The following is an 18135-nucleotide window of genomic DNA, read 5'->3' as shown; positions in this document are numbered from 1 at the left end:
ATTGCGGCTACAGTGTACGACCCAGTTTTACAGCGCACGATAGTTTAGTCGTGAATAGCTATCTTTGCAAATGCTTACGCCCTCCAAGAGGGACAGTGTTAGACTTGGGCGCTCTACCATTTTTTCCCAAAGAGTTTTCCTGTTATGCGCGTATTGGGCATTGAAACGTCTTGCGATGAGACCGGCGTCGCTGTGTATGACACTTCCCGTTCAGGCGGCGATGGCCTGTTGGCCGACGCGCTGTATAGCCAAATTGCCATGCATGCAGAGTACGGCGGCGTAGTACCCGAACTGGCGTCAAGAGACCATACGCGCAAGCTGCTACCGCTCATTGAGCAGGTATTAAAAGATGCCCAGCTGACCCGACGTGACCTGGATGGCATCGCCTACACCGCAGGTCCTGGCTTGGTCGGCGCCCTGATGGTGGGCGCAAGCACAGCTCACGGCATGGCGCGGGCGTTAGATATCCCCGTGCTGGGTGTCCATCATATGGAAGGCCATCTGCTCGCGCCGATGCTTGAAGATGACGCACCTGAGTTTCCCTTTGTGGCGCTACTGGTATCCGGCGGCCATACCCAGCTGGTGGAAGTTCAGGGGCTTGGCCTCTATGAGCTTTTGGGCGAATCCGTGGACGATGCCGCGGGCGAAGCGTTTGATAAAGCCGCCAAGATGCTGAGGCTTGCTTACCCCGGCGGCCCCCTGGTCGCCAAACTTGCCGAGCAGGGAGATCCCAAACGGTTTCGCTTCCCGCGCCCAATGACCGACCGCCCCGGGCTGGACTTCAGCTTTTCAGGCCTAAAGACGCATACGTTAACCGCGATCCGCCAGTTGGAAAACGCCGATGAGCTTGATGAACAGGCGCGCGCTGACGTGGCCCGCGCTTTTGAAGAAGCCGTGGTCGATACGCTGGTCATTAAGTGCCGCCGCGCGCTGGATCAAACGGGGCTTAAGCGTCTGGTGGTGGCGGGTGGCGTCAGCGCCAATCATCGGCTGCGCGAACGCCTGGCGCTTGAATGCCAAAAACGTCAGGCAAAAGCCTATTATCCGCGTGGCCGATTCTGTACGGACAATGGCGCCATGATTGCCTATGTCGGCGCACAACGACTGGCCGCCGACGAACAGGATAGCGATGGCATCATGCAGGCCACGCCGCGCTGGCCCCTGGATCGCCTAGCGCCACCCAAGGCACCTCTTAACGATTAAGGCTTTCGCAGGCGCGGCTCCTCGCCGCGCCTTAGCCTGCGAATATTAAGCCCGTGGCGTAAAATCACTAACAGGCTTAAGCCACCCACCACGCTTATATAGGCAGGCGCCAGCCAGACACACGCAAGGGGCGCCACTAGAGCACTGGCTAATGAAGCTATTGCGGCGGTTTTTAACCGCCAGGCCAGCAAACCCCACGTCATGGCACTCAGCAGGGCCACACCCGGCACTAGCACCAGCAGAACGCCAAACGCACAGGCCACGGCCTTACCGCCGCGAAAACCGTACCACACGGGATAGCTATGCCCGACGAGCACGGACAACCCGATAAACCCCTGCCAACTGACCGGCAATGCCAGCATTTTACTTGCCAGCACCACAGGCATGCCTTTCAGCGCATCAAGAAACAGCGTAGCGCCAGCCAACCGCGGCCCGTAAAGGCGCAGGACGTTTGAAAACCCAGGATTACCAGAACCACAGCGACGCGGGTCACGCACGCCAGCCAGCCGGCAAACGCTGATCGCTGCCAGCCAGCTACCGCTTAAATAGCCGATTACTATCCATGTCATGGCGCCGTTCCCGTCTTACTGTCGTTTCGTCTCATCCTAACGTACAATCGCCGGCTTGTTGCCGCTGAGGAAAAGCTCGTGGATCGCATTTTGATCGAAGCGTTAAAAGTAGACACCGTGATCGGTGTGTACGATTGGGAGCGCACCATTCAACAGTCGCTGAGCCTGGATTTAACGCTGGCGACTGACATTCGCCCGGCTGCTGCCACCGATGATCTAAGCCTGACGTTGGATTATGCCGCCATTTGCCAGCGGATCCAGCGCTTTGCCGACGCCCACCAGTTTGCCTTGGTCGAAACCTTTGCAGAGCGTCTGGCGGAATGTTTGCGCAGCGAGTTTTCAATTTCATGGTTACGCTTAAGAGTGCGCAAACCCGGCGCAGTCCCTCAGGCCACCAGCGTAGGCCTTGAGATTACCCGCGGTGAGCTACCGGAGGTCACCAAGGACGTTACCCTATGAGCCTGGTTACCGTTAGTTTAGGCAGTAATGTTAACCCCGTGCGCCATATACGCTCGTGCCTTGACGCCCTGTTTGACACTTTTGGCCCTTTACAGGTCTCGCGCGTGTTTGAAAGTGAGCCCGTGGGGTTTAGCGATAAACACAACTTTTATAACCTGGTCGTTGCGTTTGAAAGCGACTGGTCACCGCGCCAGCTACAGGCGTGGGCTAAAAGCGTCGAGATCCTTCACGGCCGCAAGCCCGGCATGACCAAATATAGCGCCAAGGTGCTGGATATCGACCTGTTAACCGTCGGCAGCCTGTGTGGCGTTGTGAATGGCATTTCCCTGCCCCGCGACGAAATCACCTATAACGCCTTTGTGCTACAGCCCCTGGCTGAGCTACTCCCCGATGAACGACACCCCGCTTGCGATACGCCTTACGCGGCGCTTTGGCATAACTTCACACTGGGCAGCCAACGCCTTTGGCCGATTGACTTCACCTGGGGCGGTGCCTGGATATCCCATGCAGACACCATGCCGCAAAAGGCGTTGGGAAGATAAGCCAGACCAATTGACAGCCTATCCCAGTGCATTCATCACCGCCTGCTGGCGCTGTTCACGCAACGCCTCGCCCAACGCCGCCCCTTTGAAACCCTGAGCTATCAATGCCTGCGGGCTTACGTTACGCGCAGCTTCCCAGGCAGCGCTTAATGGCGCCACGCTTGCCTTGGCAACGCCCCCCACTAGCTGAAGCTGGGTTTCGACCTGCTCAGGCTTGCGCCAACCGTCCAGGCGCTCCAGCCAGTGAAGTACGGCGGCTGGTTCCAAAGGCGCTTTTAGCAGATGCAGACTCAAGGCTACATAGCGTGCCAGCTGAGCCACGGCGTTGGGTAAACGTAACCGCTTGGCCACAGCCTCGCGCTCAGTATCCTCCAGCACGCTGACGAGTAACGCGTAGCGCCAGTGGGCGCGCGACGTCTGGCTATCGTCTGGAGCGCTCTGCATTGCTGCCAGCCCCTGTTCAAGCCTGCCGTCAGCCAATGCCGGCCACCATACCGACAGCGCTTCGCACTGTGCTAGCGTCGTAAAGTAGGCCTGTGGGTCCGGCTCGCCAAGCGCCTTCTCGGTTTCCACCCACACTCGCTCAGCCGCCAGATGTTCAAGTTCACCGCTACGGCTCACCTGCGTCATCAGCGCCAGCGTTTCATCGGCGATACAAAACCCCAGCGGCTTATAGCGGGCTAAAAAGCGCGCCGTGCGCAGTACACGCAGCGGGTCCTCGCTAAATGCCGGGGAAACATGCCGCAGCACGCGCTTTTCGATATCGCGCTGACCGTTAAAGGGATCAATGAGCGGCCCATCTACCCGCTGAGCAATCGCATTAACGGTAAGATCGCGACGCAGCAAGTCCTCTTCCAGGGTGACATCAGGGCTTGCGTGCACTTCAAAGCCTGAATACCCGTAGCCGGACTTGCGCTCGGTACGCGCCAGAGCATACTCCTCGGCGGTTTCAGGATGCAGAAATACCGGGAAATCGCGGCCCACCGGCTTGAAGCCCCGCTGGCGCATGGCCTCTGGCGTCGCGCCGACCACGACCCAGTCATTATCATAGACAGGCCAGCCTAAAAGCGCGTCACGCACGGCGCCACCCACGCGGTACACATCCAGCCCGGCAATACACGGATCGTTGGGATTCGCAGCCACTAGCGCTCTCCTTGCTGCTGACTGGGTACGCTGACCCGCTCGCCGGTATCCAGGTTAAGCGCGGTTAGCGACCCTCCCCATACGCAGCCGGTATCCAACGCTTCTACACGCACCTTGGCGCCAGGCGTTTTGCCCTCAAGAGCCGCCCAATGGCCAAACAGTAGATGCGGGTCATCGTCACGTGGGTACTGAAACCATGGTGCAAACCCTGCCGGGGCGCTTTCCAAGCCTTCTTTCGCTGCAAAATCCAGTTGCCCCTGCGCGTCAATAAAGCGCATGCGTGCCATGACATTAACGATAAAGCGCAGCCGGTCCATCCCTTCAAGGTCTTCACGCCAACGATCAGGCTGATTACCAAACAGCTCGGTTAAAAAACGCCCTGACTGCTCACCGGCCAAAGCCTGCTCGACTTCACGGCTATACGCCACCGCCTGTTCGACACTCCACTGGGGCAATAATCCGGCGTGGGTCATCAAGGTATTGCCCTGAGATACGGCGAGTGGCTGGCCTTGCAGCCAGTCAAGCATTGGCTCGCGATCGGGCGCGGCTAAAATCTCGCTTAACGTATCGTGTCTTTTCTGCTTGCCTCCGCCACGCGCCACCACTAACAGGTGAAAATCGTGATTACCCAGCACGCAGCGTACTGCGCCGCCTAGCGCCTGTGCTTCACGCAGGCACTCAAGCGAGCCGGGGCCACGGTTAATCACATCCCCCACCAGCCACAGGGTATCTTGGGTGGAATTAAAATTGAGCTTCTCAAGCAACGCCACAAACTCGGCGTAGCAGCCATGCAGATCGCCAATCGCGTAGGTACTCATGCGCGGGGCCTTATGTTGAATAAAAAAAGAGTGCTGCAAAACACTATTGAAAATAAAGAGTGTTGAAAAATAACGAGCATGAAAATAACCGATATCGCACTAACCCAAACGTGCTACTCATCAAAACCTACTACTCATCCAAACGTACTGCTCATCCAAACGTACTGCTTATTGTACGTTAGCTTTATTCGCAAATTTGCTCTGGTGGGATGGGCAAATTTGCATCAATATAAATTAAGCGTCGGTAATGTAGGCGCGGTTACTTTTCAGAATACTGCTTTTCATAACGCTTATAACACCTTGCAAAGTAAACCATCCAAGGCCAGGGACAATATAACGATTATGCTGCCTACTTATACACGGCGTCGGCTATTAAAAGCTGCAACGCTTGCCGGCATGAGTGTAGTGCTCGTGCCGGTTAGCGCTCTGCTCCCGGCTGCCAGCGCACAGAGCCAACCGCCCGCTCCAACCTCACGCCATACCCCAGACAGCATAATGGTTAACGGCTGGCTGCTACGCGCGAGTGACCGCTAATGTACCTGCCTTTCGAAAAGCTCGCTGAGCTGGGCGATACAGTGGATGTGTGCATTATTGTAGCGGGGCCGCCGGCGTATCGATTGGCGTGACGCTTGCCCGCCAGGGGCACCGCATTCTGATGTGCGAAGGGGGCGATGAAGTATTTAGCGAACGCTCCCAGGATAGCTACCGTGGCGAGGTCGTCGGTGATGCGTATCTTCCGCTTGAAGCCAGCCGACTGCGTCAGCTGGGTGGCTCGACGAATCATTGGGGTGGCGTTTGTCGCCCGCTTGATCCGTATGATTTCACCGCCAAAACCGCCGCTCCCGAGACCGCCTGGCCGATTAGCCATACGGAGCTTACGCCCTACTTTAGCGCCGCGGCTGATCTGCTTGATTTAGACCCTATCCCAGCGGATGAGCCCATTGAGTCGTCCGCGCTTAGCCGTATCTACTTCTCGCTGGGAGGCCCCACTCGCGTACAGCTGAAGTACGCCGATACGCTGAGTGAGTCAGAAAATCTGCTGTGCTGCTTAAACGCCAATCTCGTCGCACTGGAAACGACCGACGGCCGAGTTGCCAGCGCGACGTTTGCTAACTACCAGGGCGAGCAGCATCAGGTGCGCGCCCGCTACTTCATTCTGGCCTGTGGGGGCATTGATAATGCCCGCTTACTGCTCTGGTGCAATCAACAGGCGAGCGGCCAGTTGATTCCTCAGGCCCAGACGTTGGGGCGCTACTGGATGGAGCATCCTCACGCAACGGTCGGCCAGGCGCTTATCTTTGAGCCGGAGGCGTTAGGGCTGGATGAGGCCTATAACGTTTTTCTATCCCCCAATGAGCAGGCACTCGCAAACCGGGAGATACTCAACTGCGGCCTGCGTTTGCACCGCATGAATCCTGAGGCGACACAGGCGCTAATCGATGAGCTTAGCCTGCAGGCGCCTTCACTGGGGGAGCGTATTGTCGAGTGGCAAGCCCAAGGCCGTGTACTGCATGGTGCGATGTTAAGAGCCGCCTGGGAGCAGGAGCCACGCTTTGAAAACCGCATCGAGCTTTCCGATGAGCTTGATACACTGGGTATTCCGCGTAGCCGACTGGTATGGCAACAGTCCGCGCTTGACCGGCACACTATTCGCGAAAGCTTGCTGTTGCTGGGCGAGTACCTGCTGGACACGGATATTGGCCGGGTACAGCTGGCGGACTGGCTTGCTGCACTGCCTGTCACGCTGCCCACCGATGGCGAGCTCGCGGGTCGCCATCATATGGGCGGTACGCGCATGAGCCATCACCCTGAGCAAGGCATCGTCAACGCCGATTGCCGATTGTTTGCCCAGGATAATATGTACGTGGCAGGTTCCAGCGTGTTTGCCAGCGCCGGGCACGCCAACCCGACCCTGACGCTGGTTCAGCTTGCCCTTCGCTTATGCGATCACTTGGACCAGCGCTTAACTCAGGCATAACACTCAGCGTTAAAGCCGCGTTCAGTGCAACTGGCGCGGCACGGCCAGACGAAAGGGAGCGATCGACACTTCAAACGCACGCTGGCTATAGGTATTGAGCAGCGTGTAGGCGCCTTCCATCACCCCAACCGGCGTTTGTAGAATGGCGCGGCTGGTATAGCGAAAGCGCTGACCGGGGCCGATAAGCGGCTGCTGGCCTACCACGCCTTTGCCGCGCACTTCCTGGCTATCGCCACCGCCTTGGGTGATTTTCCAGTAGCGGGCCATCAGCTGTACGCTGTGTGGGCTTTGATTATGTACGGTAACGGTGTAGCTGAAGACGTAGCGCGTTTCAACATCGCTAGACTCCGCCGCACAGTATTCCGGCGTCACGCTGACCTCAATGGCTAAACCACTCACCCGATATCACTCCCGCCAGCGTTTAGCGCGTCATCCGCCGCGACGCGGTTGGCAATGGCCACATATTCGGCCACGGTTAGCGTTTGCGGACGACGCACCGGATCAATCCCTAGTTCTTCCAGGGTTTCCGGGCTAACGCGGCCTTTGAAATTATTGCGCAGGGTCTTGCGCCGTTGACCAAATGCAAGCTTTACCAGCTCAAAAAGTAGCGCCGGGTCATCGGCAACATGCGGTAAGGCAGCGTGGGGCGTGAGGCGCACAATGGCTGAGTCGACTTTCGGACGCGGAACAAAGGCCTCGGGCGGGACGATAAACAGCTGATCCACCTGGCAGTAGTACTGCGCCATCACCGAAAGCCGTCCCCAATCGGTACCGCCCGGTTCAGCGGCGAGCCGTTCGACAACTTCTTTTTGCAGCATGAAGTGCATATCGGCGATGGCATTACCGGCAGTTAGCAAATGCACAATCAACGGCGTTGAAATGTTATAGGGCAGGTTGCCGACCACGCGCAGGGCCGGGCCATCGCCTTTAAGCGCGGCAAAATCAAATTTCAGCGCGTCGCCTTCATGAATAATAAAGTCGGGATAGTTGAAAAACTGCACCCGCAGACCGGGAATCAAATCACGGTCCAGCTCAATCACCTCAAGCCCCCCGGCGGCCTCAAGCAAAGGGGCGGTTAACGCGCCCTGCCCTGGCCCAATTTCAACCAGCCGGTCGCCTTCCCGCGGCCCAATAGAGCGCACAATACGCGAGATGATACCCAGGTCACGTAGAAAGTTTTGACCGAAGCGTTTGCGAGCACGGTGCTGCTGGGGCACTTGAGACATCTAACAGAGTTCCTTGGAGGTTTTTCAAACGTGAAGCATAAGACTAGCAGGCAGCATTGGCCCGCTGAGTGGCAAGGCGTCGTGCAAGCGAAAGCGCGATACGCAGACTACCGGGGTCGGCCACACCTTTACCGGCCAGATCAAGCGCCGTGCCATGATCTACCGAAGTGCGCACTAACGGCAAGCCCAGGGTAATATTGGCCGCCTGGCCAAAACCAGCGTATTTAAGTACTGCCAAGCCCTGGTCATGATACATCGCAAGCACGGCGTCCACACCCGCCAAATGGCGTGGGGTAAACAGGGTATCAGCGGGCAGTGGCCCTTCGATCTTAAGTCCATCCGCACGCAGGGCTTCAAGCGCTGGAATAATAGTGTCCAGCTCTTCACGACCAAGATGACCGTCCTCGCCCGCATGGGGGTTTAAACCGCACACTGCAATACGTGGCGATGCGATACCAAACTGGCGTTTCAGGTCGGCCGCCAGCAGACGGCTAATACGCGTCACCCGATCAAAGGTAATCGCATCGGCGACGTGGCGCAGCGGCAGGTGCGTAGTCACCAAGGCAACGCGCAAATCACCGCTGCCCTGCCAATCAGGTGCCTGTGCATGAAGTGCCGCATCGGTTGCCAACATCATGACCACCTCATCGACGCCACAGGCATCGCGCAGCCACTCCGTATGCCCGGTAAAGTCTGGATAGCCGCCCTCGATAATTACACCCTTATGCAGCGGCGCCGTAACGATAGCCGCCGCCTGACCGGCCATACATGCGTTAACAGCCAGTTCGAGCGTTGCCAGCACGTACTCGGCGTTAGCCGGATTAAGTACTCCCGGCATCGCAGGCTCCTTGAGTGCGACCGGCCATACCGGAAGCTTGCCAGCCGATGCCTTGACCGGCTCACCGGGACGGGCTTCCACCAGCGTTACATCAAGCGCAAGCTCAGCCGCACGCTGGCGCAGCATATCTACATCGCCGATCGCCACGGTCTGTTCAGGCAGGTTGCCCTGCGACGCTAACATCAGCACCAGTTCAGGCCCGACGCCCGCGGGTTCGCCGGTAGTGATCAGCAGCGGCAGGCCAGCGTTTTGAGTCATTAGAGACGAATATCCACAAAGGCTTCCGAGCGAATTTCCTGCTGCCAGGTTTGCAGTTCTTCGTTGGCACGGCGCTGGAAAATCGCCTGGCGAATCTGCTCGCGACGACTCTCCTCGGTGACGTTTTGACGACGACGCTCTTCTACTTCGATAACGTGATAACCAAACTGAGAACGCACGGGCTCAGAAATCTGGTTAACGTTCAGTGACTGCATCGCCTGCTCAAACGCTGGAACGGTTTGACCAGGCCGTACCCAGCCAAGTTCGCCGCCGTTGAGGGCGCTGCCGCGATCATCGCTAAACTCACGCGCCACTGACGCAAAATCAGCGCCTTGCTGTAGACGCTGGCGAGCTTCTTGGGCACGCGCGCGGGCCTGATCTTCGCTGCGCGTCGGCGTCAGCTCTATCAGAATGTGGCGCGCACGGATTTCTTCGACAAATGCCTGATCGCTCGCCTGGCTGCCCTGCTGTTCCAGCACACGCTGCACATCGCGGTCGCTTACCGATACGCGCTGACCTACCTGACGTTGCTGCACTTGGCGCATCAGCATTTCACGGCGGATATCTTCACGTACGTCGGCAAGCGTCATGCCTTCAGATTCCACTTCGTCAGCAAACTGCTCCAAGGTCATATCGTTGGATTCAGCAATCGTGCGTAGCTGACGGTTAAGCTCAGTATCATCAACGCTCAAGTTGCTGCGGCGGGCTAGCTGCATCTGGATTTCATCCATGATCATCCGCTCAAGCACTTGGGCTTCAAGCGCTGAGCGCGCCGGAAGCGAGCCGCCCTGCGCCTGGGCCTGCTGCTGTATTTGGGCAACCCGGCCATCAAGCTCGCTACGCATGATAACGCCCTCGTTTACCACGGCGACGACGCTATCGATCGGCTGGCGCTGGGTAGACGCAAAATCTTGCGCCTGCGATACAAGCGGCGTAACGAGCGCACCGGCACCAATGCAAAGGGCCATGACACCCGTGGCCGATACGATTTTTGCATGGGCTAGCAGCGTATTTCTGGTCTTCATAAAAGGTCTCTTTCAGTCGCCATTCAAGAACGTCATTACAAAGGCGTAGGACGGTAACCCGGAATGGTCCGTTCAAAATAGCTATCGGCCTGCTGGCCAACGCCACCTAAGCCACGGAATACAAAGCGTAAAAATAGCCCGCGATCGTTAAAGTCATCTTCAACGCGTGCCGTATCGTTATCATCTACCCACTCACGCCAGACAAGCTGCACACCATAGCAGCAGTCGTTCCACTGTACGCCGGCCATTTGTTCAAGCGCACGGTCGTTGGTTTGATCGTGAAGGTAGCGGCCAATCAAATCAATCCTGGTGTTGGCTTTCCAGGCGAACGACAGATCCCACTCCTCGCGGTTGTAATTGCGAAAGCCATCATCGCCGGGCACCGAATCTGGATCGAAGCCTTCGATCTCCCAACGGTACCCAAGGTTCACTACATGGCCTGCCGGATGACGATAATTCACATCAACGCTTGAGCGCTCGGTCTGCTCACGATGGTCATCGTAAAGCCACTCGTAGCCCGTACTCCAGCGGTCATTGATCTGCCAGTCCAGTCGGGTTACCAGTGGTGAACGGTCACGTGTGGCTTGATAGTAGCGCTGCGGATTGACATTAGGATCCTCTTCCGGCCGCGCAGGCAGTGTATCCGGGTCCCCTTCACTATCGATGCGACGCTCGGCAAAATAGACGCTTTGCCCCACCCCAAACGTCAAGCGGTCCCGACCACTACTGTCTTCAATCAGACGTGACTGCACGCCCAATGATACGCGATTCAGATCGCCTACCCGGTCGGCCCCGGAAAACCGATGAGGTGACCACAGCTGATCCCAGGAGAACGCACGCTCACGGCTGTCGAAATCAGGCAGCTGGGTCTGGTTGGTACGCGGCACATAGGCGTAGTTGAGGCGCGGCTCCAGGGTCTGCCGATAATCACGGCTACCCAGCTCGAGTTCACGCTCAAATACCAAACCGCTATCCACCGAGGTAATTGCTATGCTGCGACTAGGGGTTGTCCCCCGATCGGTTTCCCGCTCGCCATAATCCAGGTCATAGGCCGTATGCCATAGCTCGGTGCGTGGCTCCACATACCCCCAAGAGTTCTCGGCGCGCCAACCGACGGCGGGCGTCAGGTGCAAACGGCTACCGGTCGCGGCTTCCTGCTCGGGCACGCGGCGCTCATCCACATCCCGCCAGAAGTAAGTGACATTGGAGCGCCATTCGCTATAGAGCCCGTGACCCAGCTGCCAATTGGAATTGGCGGTTAAGCTGGGCAGACGATAAAACGGCTTATCGGTATCGCTAAGCGGATCTTCAAGACGCTGAAAACCCTGTGCACGGGCATCCAGTTGCCAGCGTTCGCCTTGATAGTCGACTTGGGCAAGCCGTTCCATACTGACCCGGTCGCTATCACCGAACTGGCCACCGAAATCGTCAAAATAGCGACCGTCGCTGGCCGCACCATAGCGTAACTGGTAATTGCTGCGGTTATTGATACGCCCGGCATGCTGCGCATCGATATACCAGCGATCCTGGCCGTCAAAGCGATTATCGCCGTTGGTACCGCCGTCATCACTACTTAAGTAACCGCCCTCGACGGTGCCTGCACTCTCGGAGAACAGGTAGCGGTATTCACCGTTAAGCAGCAAACCACGATCGGTCATCCAGCGCGGCGTGATGGTAGCATCGTGGTTAGGGGCAATGTTCCAGTAAAACGGCTGGGCGTAATCAAAGCCATCCGAGGAAAACCCGATAGCCGGTGACAGCAGGCCTGTATGGCGCTTGTCATCAATTGGAAAGCGCAGCCACGGCCAGTAAAAGATAGGCACATCTTTGACTTCCAGGCGTGCATGTCGCGCGGTGCCAAACCCTTTGGCCTGATCCAGCCGGATATCACTGCTCACCAGCTGCCAGGTATTAGCACCGGGATCACACGCTGTGAAGGAAGCATCATGCAGGCGATACTGGGATTCGCCCGTCTGCTCAAGCTGGCTTGCCTGACCACGCATATGCGCTTCATACAGCACATAGTGGCTATTGTTTATAGTGCCCCGGTCCTCGTTGAGCATCAGGGTCGCACTATCGCCACGCAGCAGGGCCTGACCATCGCGCAGCGCCAGATTTCCCTCGGCATCTACCTGCTCGCGGTTGGCGGGTAGAAAAATGCGGTCGGCTTCAAGCTCGGTGTTAGCGCGCCGTAACACGACATCACCGCGTAGCAGTGCTTCGCCGTCAGAGGCGTAATCCGCTTCTTGTGTTTCAACCGACAGTGTCGCCGGGTCTTGCTCAGCGGGCAACCGGTAGCCGGGCATCACATAGCGCCCACGGCATAATTGTTGTGACGCTTCACCTTGCCCCCAGGCCTGCCAGTCGAGCGCTTCGGCGGGCAGCGTCTGATCCTGCGCCACCGCCGAAAACGAGGCGCCCGCGAGCAAACTGCCCATCAGCGTATGCGCAACCGGTAAAGTGCGCGAAAATCGCTTGCCCATGTTCGTTATCCTTGGCATCCAGAATAGGTATTATACAGCCCGCATGATGCCCGACCAGCAAGGAGCTTGCATGTCCTCTTCCCGGATAAATGCCCTCACCCGATGGGCCGCTGAACAAAATAGCCTGAATCAGGCCACTATTACTCTATCACCGGCGGGTGGCGACGCCAGTTTCCGGCGTTATTTTCGTCTAACGCTTCCTGGTGGCGACACACAGATTGTGATGGATGCGCCCCCTGCTCAAGAGGATTCTTCCTCTTTTGTAGCCATTGGCAACCGCTGGTATGCAGCAGGGCTGCCCGTGCCCAAAATTCATGCCGCCAATCTAGATGACGGTTTTTTACTGCTGGACGACTTGGGCAGCACGCCCATGCAAGACCTGTTTAGCGATGAAAATAGCGTGCTTAATTACCACGAAAAAGCGCTGGCACTGATTGCCGAGCTGCAGAATCGGGCCGGCCCCAGCGCACTGCCTGCCTATGATGCACCGCTACTCGCCCGCGAGCTCGATCTTTTTCCCGAATGGTGCCTGGGCAGCTGGCTGAAGCTACCCACTCCGCCCAGCTGGGAGCCACTGCGCTCGGCGCTTATTGAGCAAGCGCTTGTGCAGCCCTTCGTGAGTGTACACCGCGACTTTGACGCCATGAACATTATGGTCAGTCACGACCGCCTGTATATGATTGATTTTCAGGACGCCGTGGCGGGCCCGATCAGCTATGACGTCATTTCGTTATTGTGCGGCCGCTACTGGCGATTTACCAAGCCTCAATTTACCCAGTTAGCCAACACTTTTTATGCTCAGGCGCGCCGCGACGGCCGCCTTCCCGGCTCGCTGACAGCGGCTACGTTTATAACCCAGTGCCACGCTATGGCGGCTCAGCGCTCGCTCAAGGTACTGGGGATCTTTTGCCGCCTTACGATACGCGATCATAAACAGGGCTACCTGGAACGCCTGCCGCACTTTCTAGATCACCTGGAAGACAGCCTAGCCGCGCTGCCCGAGCACACAGCGTTTGCCGAGTGGGTTAATAACACCCTGCGCCCCGCGATTACCCAACGCCTGGCGGAAAGCACACAATGAAAGCCATGATTTTAGCGGCCGGGCTAGGCAAGCGGATGCGCCCTTTAACCGATCACTGCCCAAAACCGTTACTGCCTGTGGCAGGTAAGCCGCTGATTGTTCACCACCTTGAGCGGCTTCAGCAGGCAGGCTTTAACGAGGTAGTGATCAACGTTAGCTACCACGCAGAGCAGATCATTCAAGCGCTGGGCGATGGGCAAACTTACGGCCTACGCATTCACTGGAGCCAGGAATCTACGCCGCTTGAAACAGGCGGGGGTATTCAAAACGCCCTACCGCTGCTGGGCGACGCACCATTTTTACTGGTCAACGGTGATATCTGGTGCGACTACCTGCCTGCCCAGGCCATGCTCAAAGGCGACGACCTGGCGCACCTCGTGCTGGTAGATAACCCTGCACATCATGTAGATGGCGACTTTGCCCTTGAGCATGGCCGCGCGTTAACTCACGGCACGCCGCGCTACACATACGCAGGAGTGAGCATTATTCATCCTGCTTTACTGGCAGGCCACCCCCCCGGGGCATTTGCGTTGGCACCGCTGTTTAAACACGCCATGAACGAACAGCGCGTTAGCGGCGAGCATTTCACCGGGCACTGGGTGGATATAGGCACACCAGAGCGCCTTGCCGCTCTGGAGCACTTTTTAAGCCTATAACCATCACCGATCAAAGAACGCCGGGGCGGGGATTCAAACAGTGCGCCCTGGCATAGAAATGTTATGCTGCGCGACTTACCTGTCGTTGCCTAGATGAGGAGAGCTACGTGAAAGCAAAGGTAAAATGGACAGATGGTCGTCAGTTTGTCGCCGAGTCAGGTAGCGGACACAGCGTTATTATTGACGGCCCACCCGATCACGGCGGCCGCAATACGGGCCCGCGCCCTATGGAAATGCTGCTGATGGGCATGGGTAGCTGCACCGCGTTTGATATCCTGAATATTCTGGATAAAGCGCGCGCGGATGTCACCGACTGCGTTGCCGAACTCGACGCTGAGCGCGCTGACGAAGTGCCTGCGGTATTTACCAAAATTCATGTGCATTTCGTGGTCACTGGTCGGGCGCTAAAAGAGAAGCAGGTTGCACGCGCGGTAGAGCTTTCCGCAGAAAAATACTGCAGCGCTTCCATCATGCTGGTTAAAGGCGGTGTTGAGATCACTCATTCGTTTGAGACCAAAGAAGCTTGAGGCACGCGAGCAGCGTCCAGCGCCTGCCCTTACGGCCCGTCACGCCTGATAAGTTAAAAAAATGCATCCGTCGGATGCATAGCGCGTCAGGGCCGGGCATAATACGCCGGCTTGTATTACCCCCTACTGTCTTACCTACGCGTTTATATAAGCGGTGTTGCGAGGGTAGCAATAGGTACTTTTCGGTTCCGGCGCTGGCTCGTCGGGGTATTTTCATCTGCCATAGGGAGGTTCGGACATGACAGATAATCTCCGACTCCACGGGTTTAATAACCTGACAAGCTCGCTGAGCTTTAATATTTACGACATCTGTTATGCCAAAACCGAAGAGCAGCGTGCAGCTTATATCGACTATATCGATGAGCTTTACAATGCCGAACGGTTGACGCAGATATTGAAGGATGTCACCAATATTATCGGCGCGCATGTGCTAAATATCGCCCGTCAGGATTATGAACCTCACGGAGCGAGCGTCACCATTCTCATTGCTGAGCATGAGCTTGATGAGGCCAATCCAGAGAAAACAGAACCAGGCCCAGGCCCTCTGCCTGAAACCGTGGTTGCTCATCTGGATAAAAGCCATGTCACCGTGCATAGCTACCCGGAGTCGCATCCCGATAACGGCATCAGCACGTTCCGTCTGGATATCGATGTTTCAACGTGTGGCCATATCAGCCCGCTGAAAGCGCTCAACTATCTGATCCACAGCTTTGACTCCGACATCGTGACCATGGACTACCGTGTTCGTGGCTTCACACGCGATGTAGACGGTAAGAAGCTGTTTATCGATCACGATATTGCTTCGATCCAGGACTACCTGGCAGAAGATACCAAACAAGCGTATCAAATGATGGATGTGAACGTGTATCAAGACAACATGTTCCATACCAAGATGCTGCTCAAGGATTTCGAACTCGATAACTACCTGTTCGGCACTTCGCGTCGCGATATTACCTTTGAAGAGGCCCGCGATATCGAGAGCCGTCTGCGTAAAGAGATGCTGGAAATCTTCTACTCGCGCAACCTCGACTAATCGCCGAGTAGACGAAAAAAAGCCGACGCGAGTCGGCTTTTTGCTGATAGTACCTGCCACAGGTAGCGTGGTCCTGAGTAACCCGTAGCGGGGGTCTTTCGCCAAGGCCGGAAAACAGTTCCTGACATTTCCGGCATTTCCGCCATCCATGGCGGTCAGATGGCGAAAGTAGCGTACAAGGAGGTATTAATAGCGCCCCCGCGTAGAGTTGCTCAAGGCCGCCTCTCGATTAGTGAGAGGCTTCATACAAAGGGTTAATAAAATCCCTCTTCCCCTTCAGGACGGGTCTTGAAACGCCGGTGCAGCCACAGGTACTGCTCAGGATGCTTGCGAATCGCCCGCTCGATAAACTGATTCACCCGAGTGGCGTCCAGCACTTCATCCCTACTTGGGAAGTTCTCGAACGCCGGCAAGCACTCGATGGTATAGGTGCGATTATCGGGATTGCGGTGAAACATCAGTGGCACTACCGGCGCCCCGGTCATCCGGGCGATTTTTGATGTCAGGCGGATGGTGGCCGCCTGCTGACCAAATAGCGGTGCAAACACGCTGACATCGCGACCGAAATCCTGATCCGGTGAGTACCAGACAATATGCCCGGCCTTAATACGCCGCACCACGCCGCGCAAATCGTGCCGGTCAATCGCCTGACCAAAAATGCGTGACCGCGCGCGGGTCATGAAGCGCTCAAAAAGGGGATTATTGTGCGGCCGATAAACCACATCCGCAGGGAAGAATAGCGAATGTAGTGCCCCACCCAAATCCAGCGTAGAGAAGTGGATGCCGACTACCAGCACACCCTTTCCCTGAGCCTTGGCATGCGCCAGATGCTCCTGGCCATGATAGGCCACCCGATGACGAAACCCTTCTGCTTCGCGACACCAGCCGGTGGCCGTTTCGACCAGGCCAATACCGTTGGCAATAAAGGTATCTTTGACTAGCTTGCGCTGCTCATCGGCGCTTTTTTCTGGAAAGCACAGCGCCAGATTGGTGGCCGTAATATCGCGCCGACGCTTGGCAAAGCGCCACGCGAGCAACCCGATGACCTTTCCCACCCAAAGCTTTATGCCCCAGGGCAACCAGGCGGCGACGTACATTGCCCCGATAGCAAGCCAGGTGCCCCAGTAGCGCGGATGGGCAAACGAGCGTGGGTATTCTTTTTTCGACATACGTACCACCTAAACTAAGGACTCTTGATAACGTCTGGGTACGCGTGGCAACACCCCGGTCAGCAAGGTATAACTTATCGTATCGCAGTAGCCTGCGACCTCATCGACTGGCAGCACTTCACCTGTGCTTGCGGCACCCCAGAGCACCACCTCACTGCCAATATCAGCCGCTTTCAAATCGGTAACGTCAATGGTCAGCATGTCCATCGACACCTTACCGGCGATAGCGCAGCGCTGGCCATTGACCAGCACCGGCGTACCATCCATCGCGTGACGGTCATAGCCATCGCCATAGCCTGCCGCGACCACGGCAATACGCGAACGACGCTTGGCGCGCCAGCGTCCCGCATAACCTACCGGTTCGCCTTCATCCAGCTCACGCAGGGCAATAATTTCCGAACGCAAACTCATCACCGGGCGTAACTGCCGGGTAGTGTCGTTGGCAACTTCCAGCGGGTCGCTGCCGTACAGCATAATGCCAGGGCGGTTCCAGTCGCCATGCGCGGCAGGCCAGGCAAGCGTGGCGGGTGAATTAGCCAGGCACAGGGGTGCATCAAGCGCTTTTGCCAGCGCCTGTACGCGCTGTATCTGCTGATTGAAATAGCCCCCGTCGCTCGCGTCCGCCGTCGCGAAATGACTCATCAAGTGCAGCGCGGTCACTTGTGGCGCATCGACCAGACGCTGCCAGATAGTCTGAGCTTCATGCACATCAAAGCCTAGCCGATGCATACCCGAGTCAACTTTTAACCAAACGGGAATCGGCTGGCTGGGTGAAAATGCCGTCAGCGCTTCAACCTGCCACGCGCTATGCACAGCCGTCCATAGCCCATAGCGGTCTACCAGCGGCAGCTCATCAGCACTAAAAATGCCTTCCAATAACACGATGGGCTTATTGATACCGCCTTGACGCAAGGCAATGGCTTCTTCGATACACGCGACCGCAAACGCCGGCACCAGGCTTTCGAGTGCGTGAGCGCACGCCACGGCACCATGCCCATAAGCATCGGCCTTGATAACCGCCACAGAGCGGCTTTGCGGCGCACAGCGGCATGCTAACTGATAGTTGTGACGCAGCGCGTCTAGATCAATATGGGCCACGAGCGGGCGCATCACGTATCTCGCTTATA

Annotated in this window: 19 protein-coding genes; 9 read left to right on the top strand and 10 right to left on the bottom strand. The window is 57.1% G+C overall.

Annotated features, from left to right (window positions below):
* Window positions 1-144: 144 nt before the first annotated feature.
* The gene (gene tsaD / locus ACT3XD_RS01950) at window positions 145-1203 is read left to right on the top strand and encodes a tRNA (adenosine(37)-N6)-threonylcarbamoyltransferase complex transferase subunit TsaD (protein ID WP_192536985.1); all 1059 of its coding nucleotides are present in this window, start codon (window positions 145-147) and stop codon (window positions 1201-1203) included.
* On the opposite strand, the gene plsY is transcribed toward tsaD, so the two are convergent.
* Window positions 1200-1772 carry a glycerol-3-phosphate 1-O-acyltransferase PlsY gene (plsY, locus tag ACT3XD_RS01945; protein WP_192536984.1) on the bottom strand — a complete coding sequence of 191 codons (573 nt, stop codon included), beginning with the start codon at window positions 1770-1772 and terminating at the stop codon, window positions 1200-1202. The two genes, tsaD and plsY, sit on opposite strands and share 4 nt — an antisense overlap.
* A 78-nt stretch (window positions 1773-1850) precedes the next feature.
* On the opposite strand from plsY, the gene folB reads away from it, so the two are divergent.
* Together folB and folK are read left to right on the top strand one after the other, a co-directional pair.
* Window positions 1851-2231 (top strand): dihydroneopterin aldolase, encoded by a 381-nt coding sequence (gene folB, locus ACT3XD_RS01940; protein ID WP_192536983.1) that lies wholly within the window; start codon window positions 1851-1853, stop codon window positions 2229-2231.
* A complete protein-coding gene (gene folK / locus ACT3XD_RS01935; protein WP_018916447.1) occupies window positions 2228-2773 on the top strand; it encodes a 2-amino-4-hydroxy-6-hydroxymethyldihydropteridine diphosphokinase in 546 nt (181 codons plus the stop codon). The genes folB and folK overlap by 4 nt, the downstream gene beginning before the upstream one ends.
* A gap of 18 nt (window positions 2774-2791) precedes the next feature.
* Here the strand turns inward: folK and ACT3XD_RS01930 are convergent, their stop codons facing one another.
* Together ACT3XD_RS01930 and ACT3XD_RS01925 are read right to left on the bottom strand one after the other, a co-directional pair.
* A complete protein-coding gene (locus ACT3XD_RS01930; RefSeq protein ID WP_192536982.1) occupies window positions 2792-3916 on the bottom strand; it encodes a polynucleotide adenylyltransferase in 1125 nt (374 codons plus the stop codon).
* The gene (locus ACT3XD_RS01925) at window positions 3916-4734 is read right to left on the bottom strand and encodes a symmetrical bis(5'-nucleosyl)-tetraphosphatase (RefSeq protein ID WP_192536981.1); all 819 of its coding nucleotides are present in this window, start codon (window positions 4732-4734) and stop codon (window positions 3916-3918) included. Before ACT3XD_RS01925 ends, ACT3XD_RS01930 begins: the two co-directional genes overlap by 1 nt.
* Window positions 4735-5076: 342 nt before the next feature.
* Between ACT3XD_RS01925 and ACT3XD_RS01920 the strand changes: the two genes are divergently transcribed.
* On the top strand, window positions 5077-5268 hold the full coding sequence (locus ACT3XD_RS01920; protein ID WP_192536980.1) for a twin-arginine translocation signal domain-containing protein: 192 nt from the start codon (window positions 5077-5079) through the stop codon (window positions 5266-5268).
* Window positions 5269-5317: 49 nt separating this feature from the next.
* Window positions 5318-6712, top strand: coding sequence for a GMC oxidoreductase (locus ACT3XD_RS01915; RefSeq protein ID WP_318782732.1), 1395 nt, complete (start codon window positions 5318-5320; stop codon window positions 6710-6712).
* Between the two features lie 21 nt (window positions 6713-6733).
* Here the strand turns inward: ACT3XD_RS01915 and apaG are convergent, their stop codons facing one another.
* Genes apaG through ACT3XD_RS01890 form a run of 5 tightly spaced genes read right to left on the bottom strand, consistent with a single transcriptional unit; the run spans window position 6734 to window position 12542 of the window.
* Window positions 6734-7111: a Co2+/Mg2+ efflux protein ApaG gene (gene apaG, locus ACT3XD_RS01910; RefSeq protein WP_018916442.1), complete on the bottom strand. Its 378-nt coding sequence runs from the start codon at window positions 7109-7111 to the stop codon at window positions 6734-6736.
* On the bottom strand, window positions 7108-7938 hold the full coding sequence (rsmA, locus tag ACT3XD_RS01905; protein ID WP_018916441.1) for a 16S rRNA (adenine(1518)-N(6)/adenine(1519)-N(6))-dimethyltransferase RsmA: 831 nt from the start codon (window positions 7936-7938) through the stop codon (window positions 7108-7110). Before rsmA ends, apaG begins: the two co-directional genes overlap by 4 nt.
* 43 nt (window positions 7939-7981) lie before the next feature.
* Window positions 7982-9034, bottom strand: coding sequence for a 4-hydroxythreonine-4-phosphate dehydrogenase PdxA (gene pdxA, locus ACT3XD_RS01900; protein ID WP_225736041.1), 1053 nt, complete (start codon window positions 9032-9034; stop codon window positions 7982-7984).
* On the bottom strand, window positions 9034-10059 hold the full coding sequence (locus ACT3XD_RS01895) for a peptidylprolyl isomerase (protein WP_018916439.1): 1026 nt from the start codon (window positions 10057-10059) through the stop codon (window positions 9034-9036). Before ACT3XD_RS01895 ends, pdxA begins: the two co-directional genes overlap by 1 nt.
* Window positions 10060-10094: 35 nt before the next feature.
* Entirely contained in the window at window positions 10095-12542 is a 2448-nt protein-coding gene (locus ACT3XD_RS01890; protein WP_192536978.1) for an LPS-assembly protein LptD, read from the bottom strand.
* 70 nt (window positions 12543-12612) lie between these two features.
* Here ACT3XD_RS01890 and ACT3XD_RS01885 point away from each other — a divergent pair, with 70 nt between their 5' ends.
* From ACT3XD_RS01885 to speD, 4 genes are all read left to right on the top strand, one after another.
* A complete protein-coding gene (locus ACT3XD_RS01885; protein ID WP_192536977.1) occupies window positions 12613-13623 on the top strand; it encodes an aminoglycoside phosphotransferase family protein in 1011 nt (336 codons plus the stop codon).
* The gene (gene murU / locus ACT3XD_RS01880; RefSeq protein ID WP_192536976.1) at window positions 13620-14279 is read left to right on the top strand and encodes an N-acetylmuramate alpha-1-phosphate uridylyltransferase MurU; all 660 of its coding nucleotides are present in this window, start codon (window positions 13620-13622) and stop codon (window positions 14277-14279) included. Before ACT3XD_RS01885 ends, murU begins: the two co-directional genes overlap by 4 nt.
* 107 nt (window positions 14280-14386) lie before the next feature.
* A complete protein-coding gene (locus ACT3XD_RS01875; RefSeq protein ID WP_192536975.1) occupies window positions 14387-14806 on the top strand; it encodes an OsmC family protein in 420 nt (139 codons plus the stop codon).
* Window positions 14807-15044: 238 nt separating this feature from the next.
* Window positions 15045-15839, top strand: a complete 795-nt coding sequence (gene speD / locus ACT3XD_RS01870; protein WP_192536974.1) for an adenosylmethionine decarboxylase — start codon at window positions 15045-15047, stop codon at window positions 15837-15839.
* 254 nt (window positions 15840-16093) lie between these two features.
* Here speD and lpxL read toward each other — a convergent pair whose 3' ends face one another.
* Together lpxL and alr are read right to left on the bottom strand one after the other, a co-directional pair.
* Complete coding sequence (lpxL, locus tag ACT3XD_RS01865; protein WP_192536973.1) at window positions 16094-17008, bottom strand: LpxL/LpxP family Kdo(2)-lipid IV(A) lauroyl/palmitoleoyl acyltransferase; 915 nt, start codon at window positions 17006-17008, stop codon at window positions 16094-16096.
* A gap of 9 nt (window positions 17009-17017) precedes the next feature.
* Window positions 17018-18118, bottom strand: a complete 1101-nt coding sequence (alr, locus tag ACT3XD_RS01860; protein WP_192536972.1) for an alanine racemase — start codon at window positions 18116-18118, stop codon at window positions 17018-17020.
* Window positions 18119-18135 lie beyond the last annotated feature (17 nt).

The organism is Halomonas sp. AOP7-B1-5 (genome assembly GCF_052353045.1).
Taxonomy (GTDB): Bacteria; Pseudomonadota; Gammaproteobacteria; order Pseudomonadales; family Halomonadaceae; genus Vreelandella; species Vreelandella colorata.
This window is presented reverse-complemented; position numbering and strand designations above follow the sequence as displayed.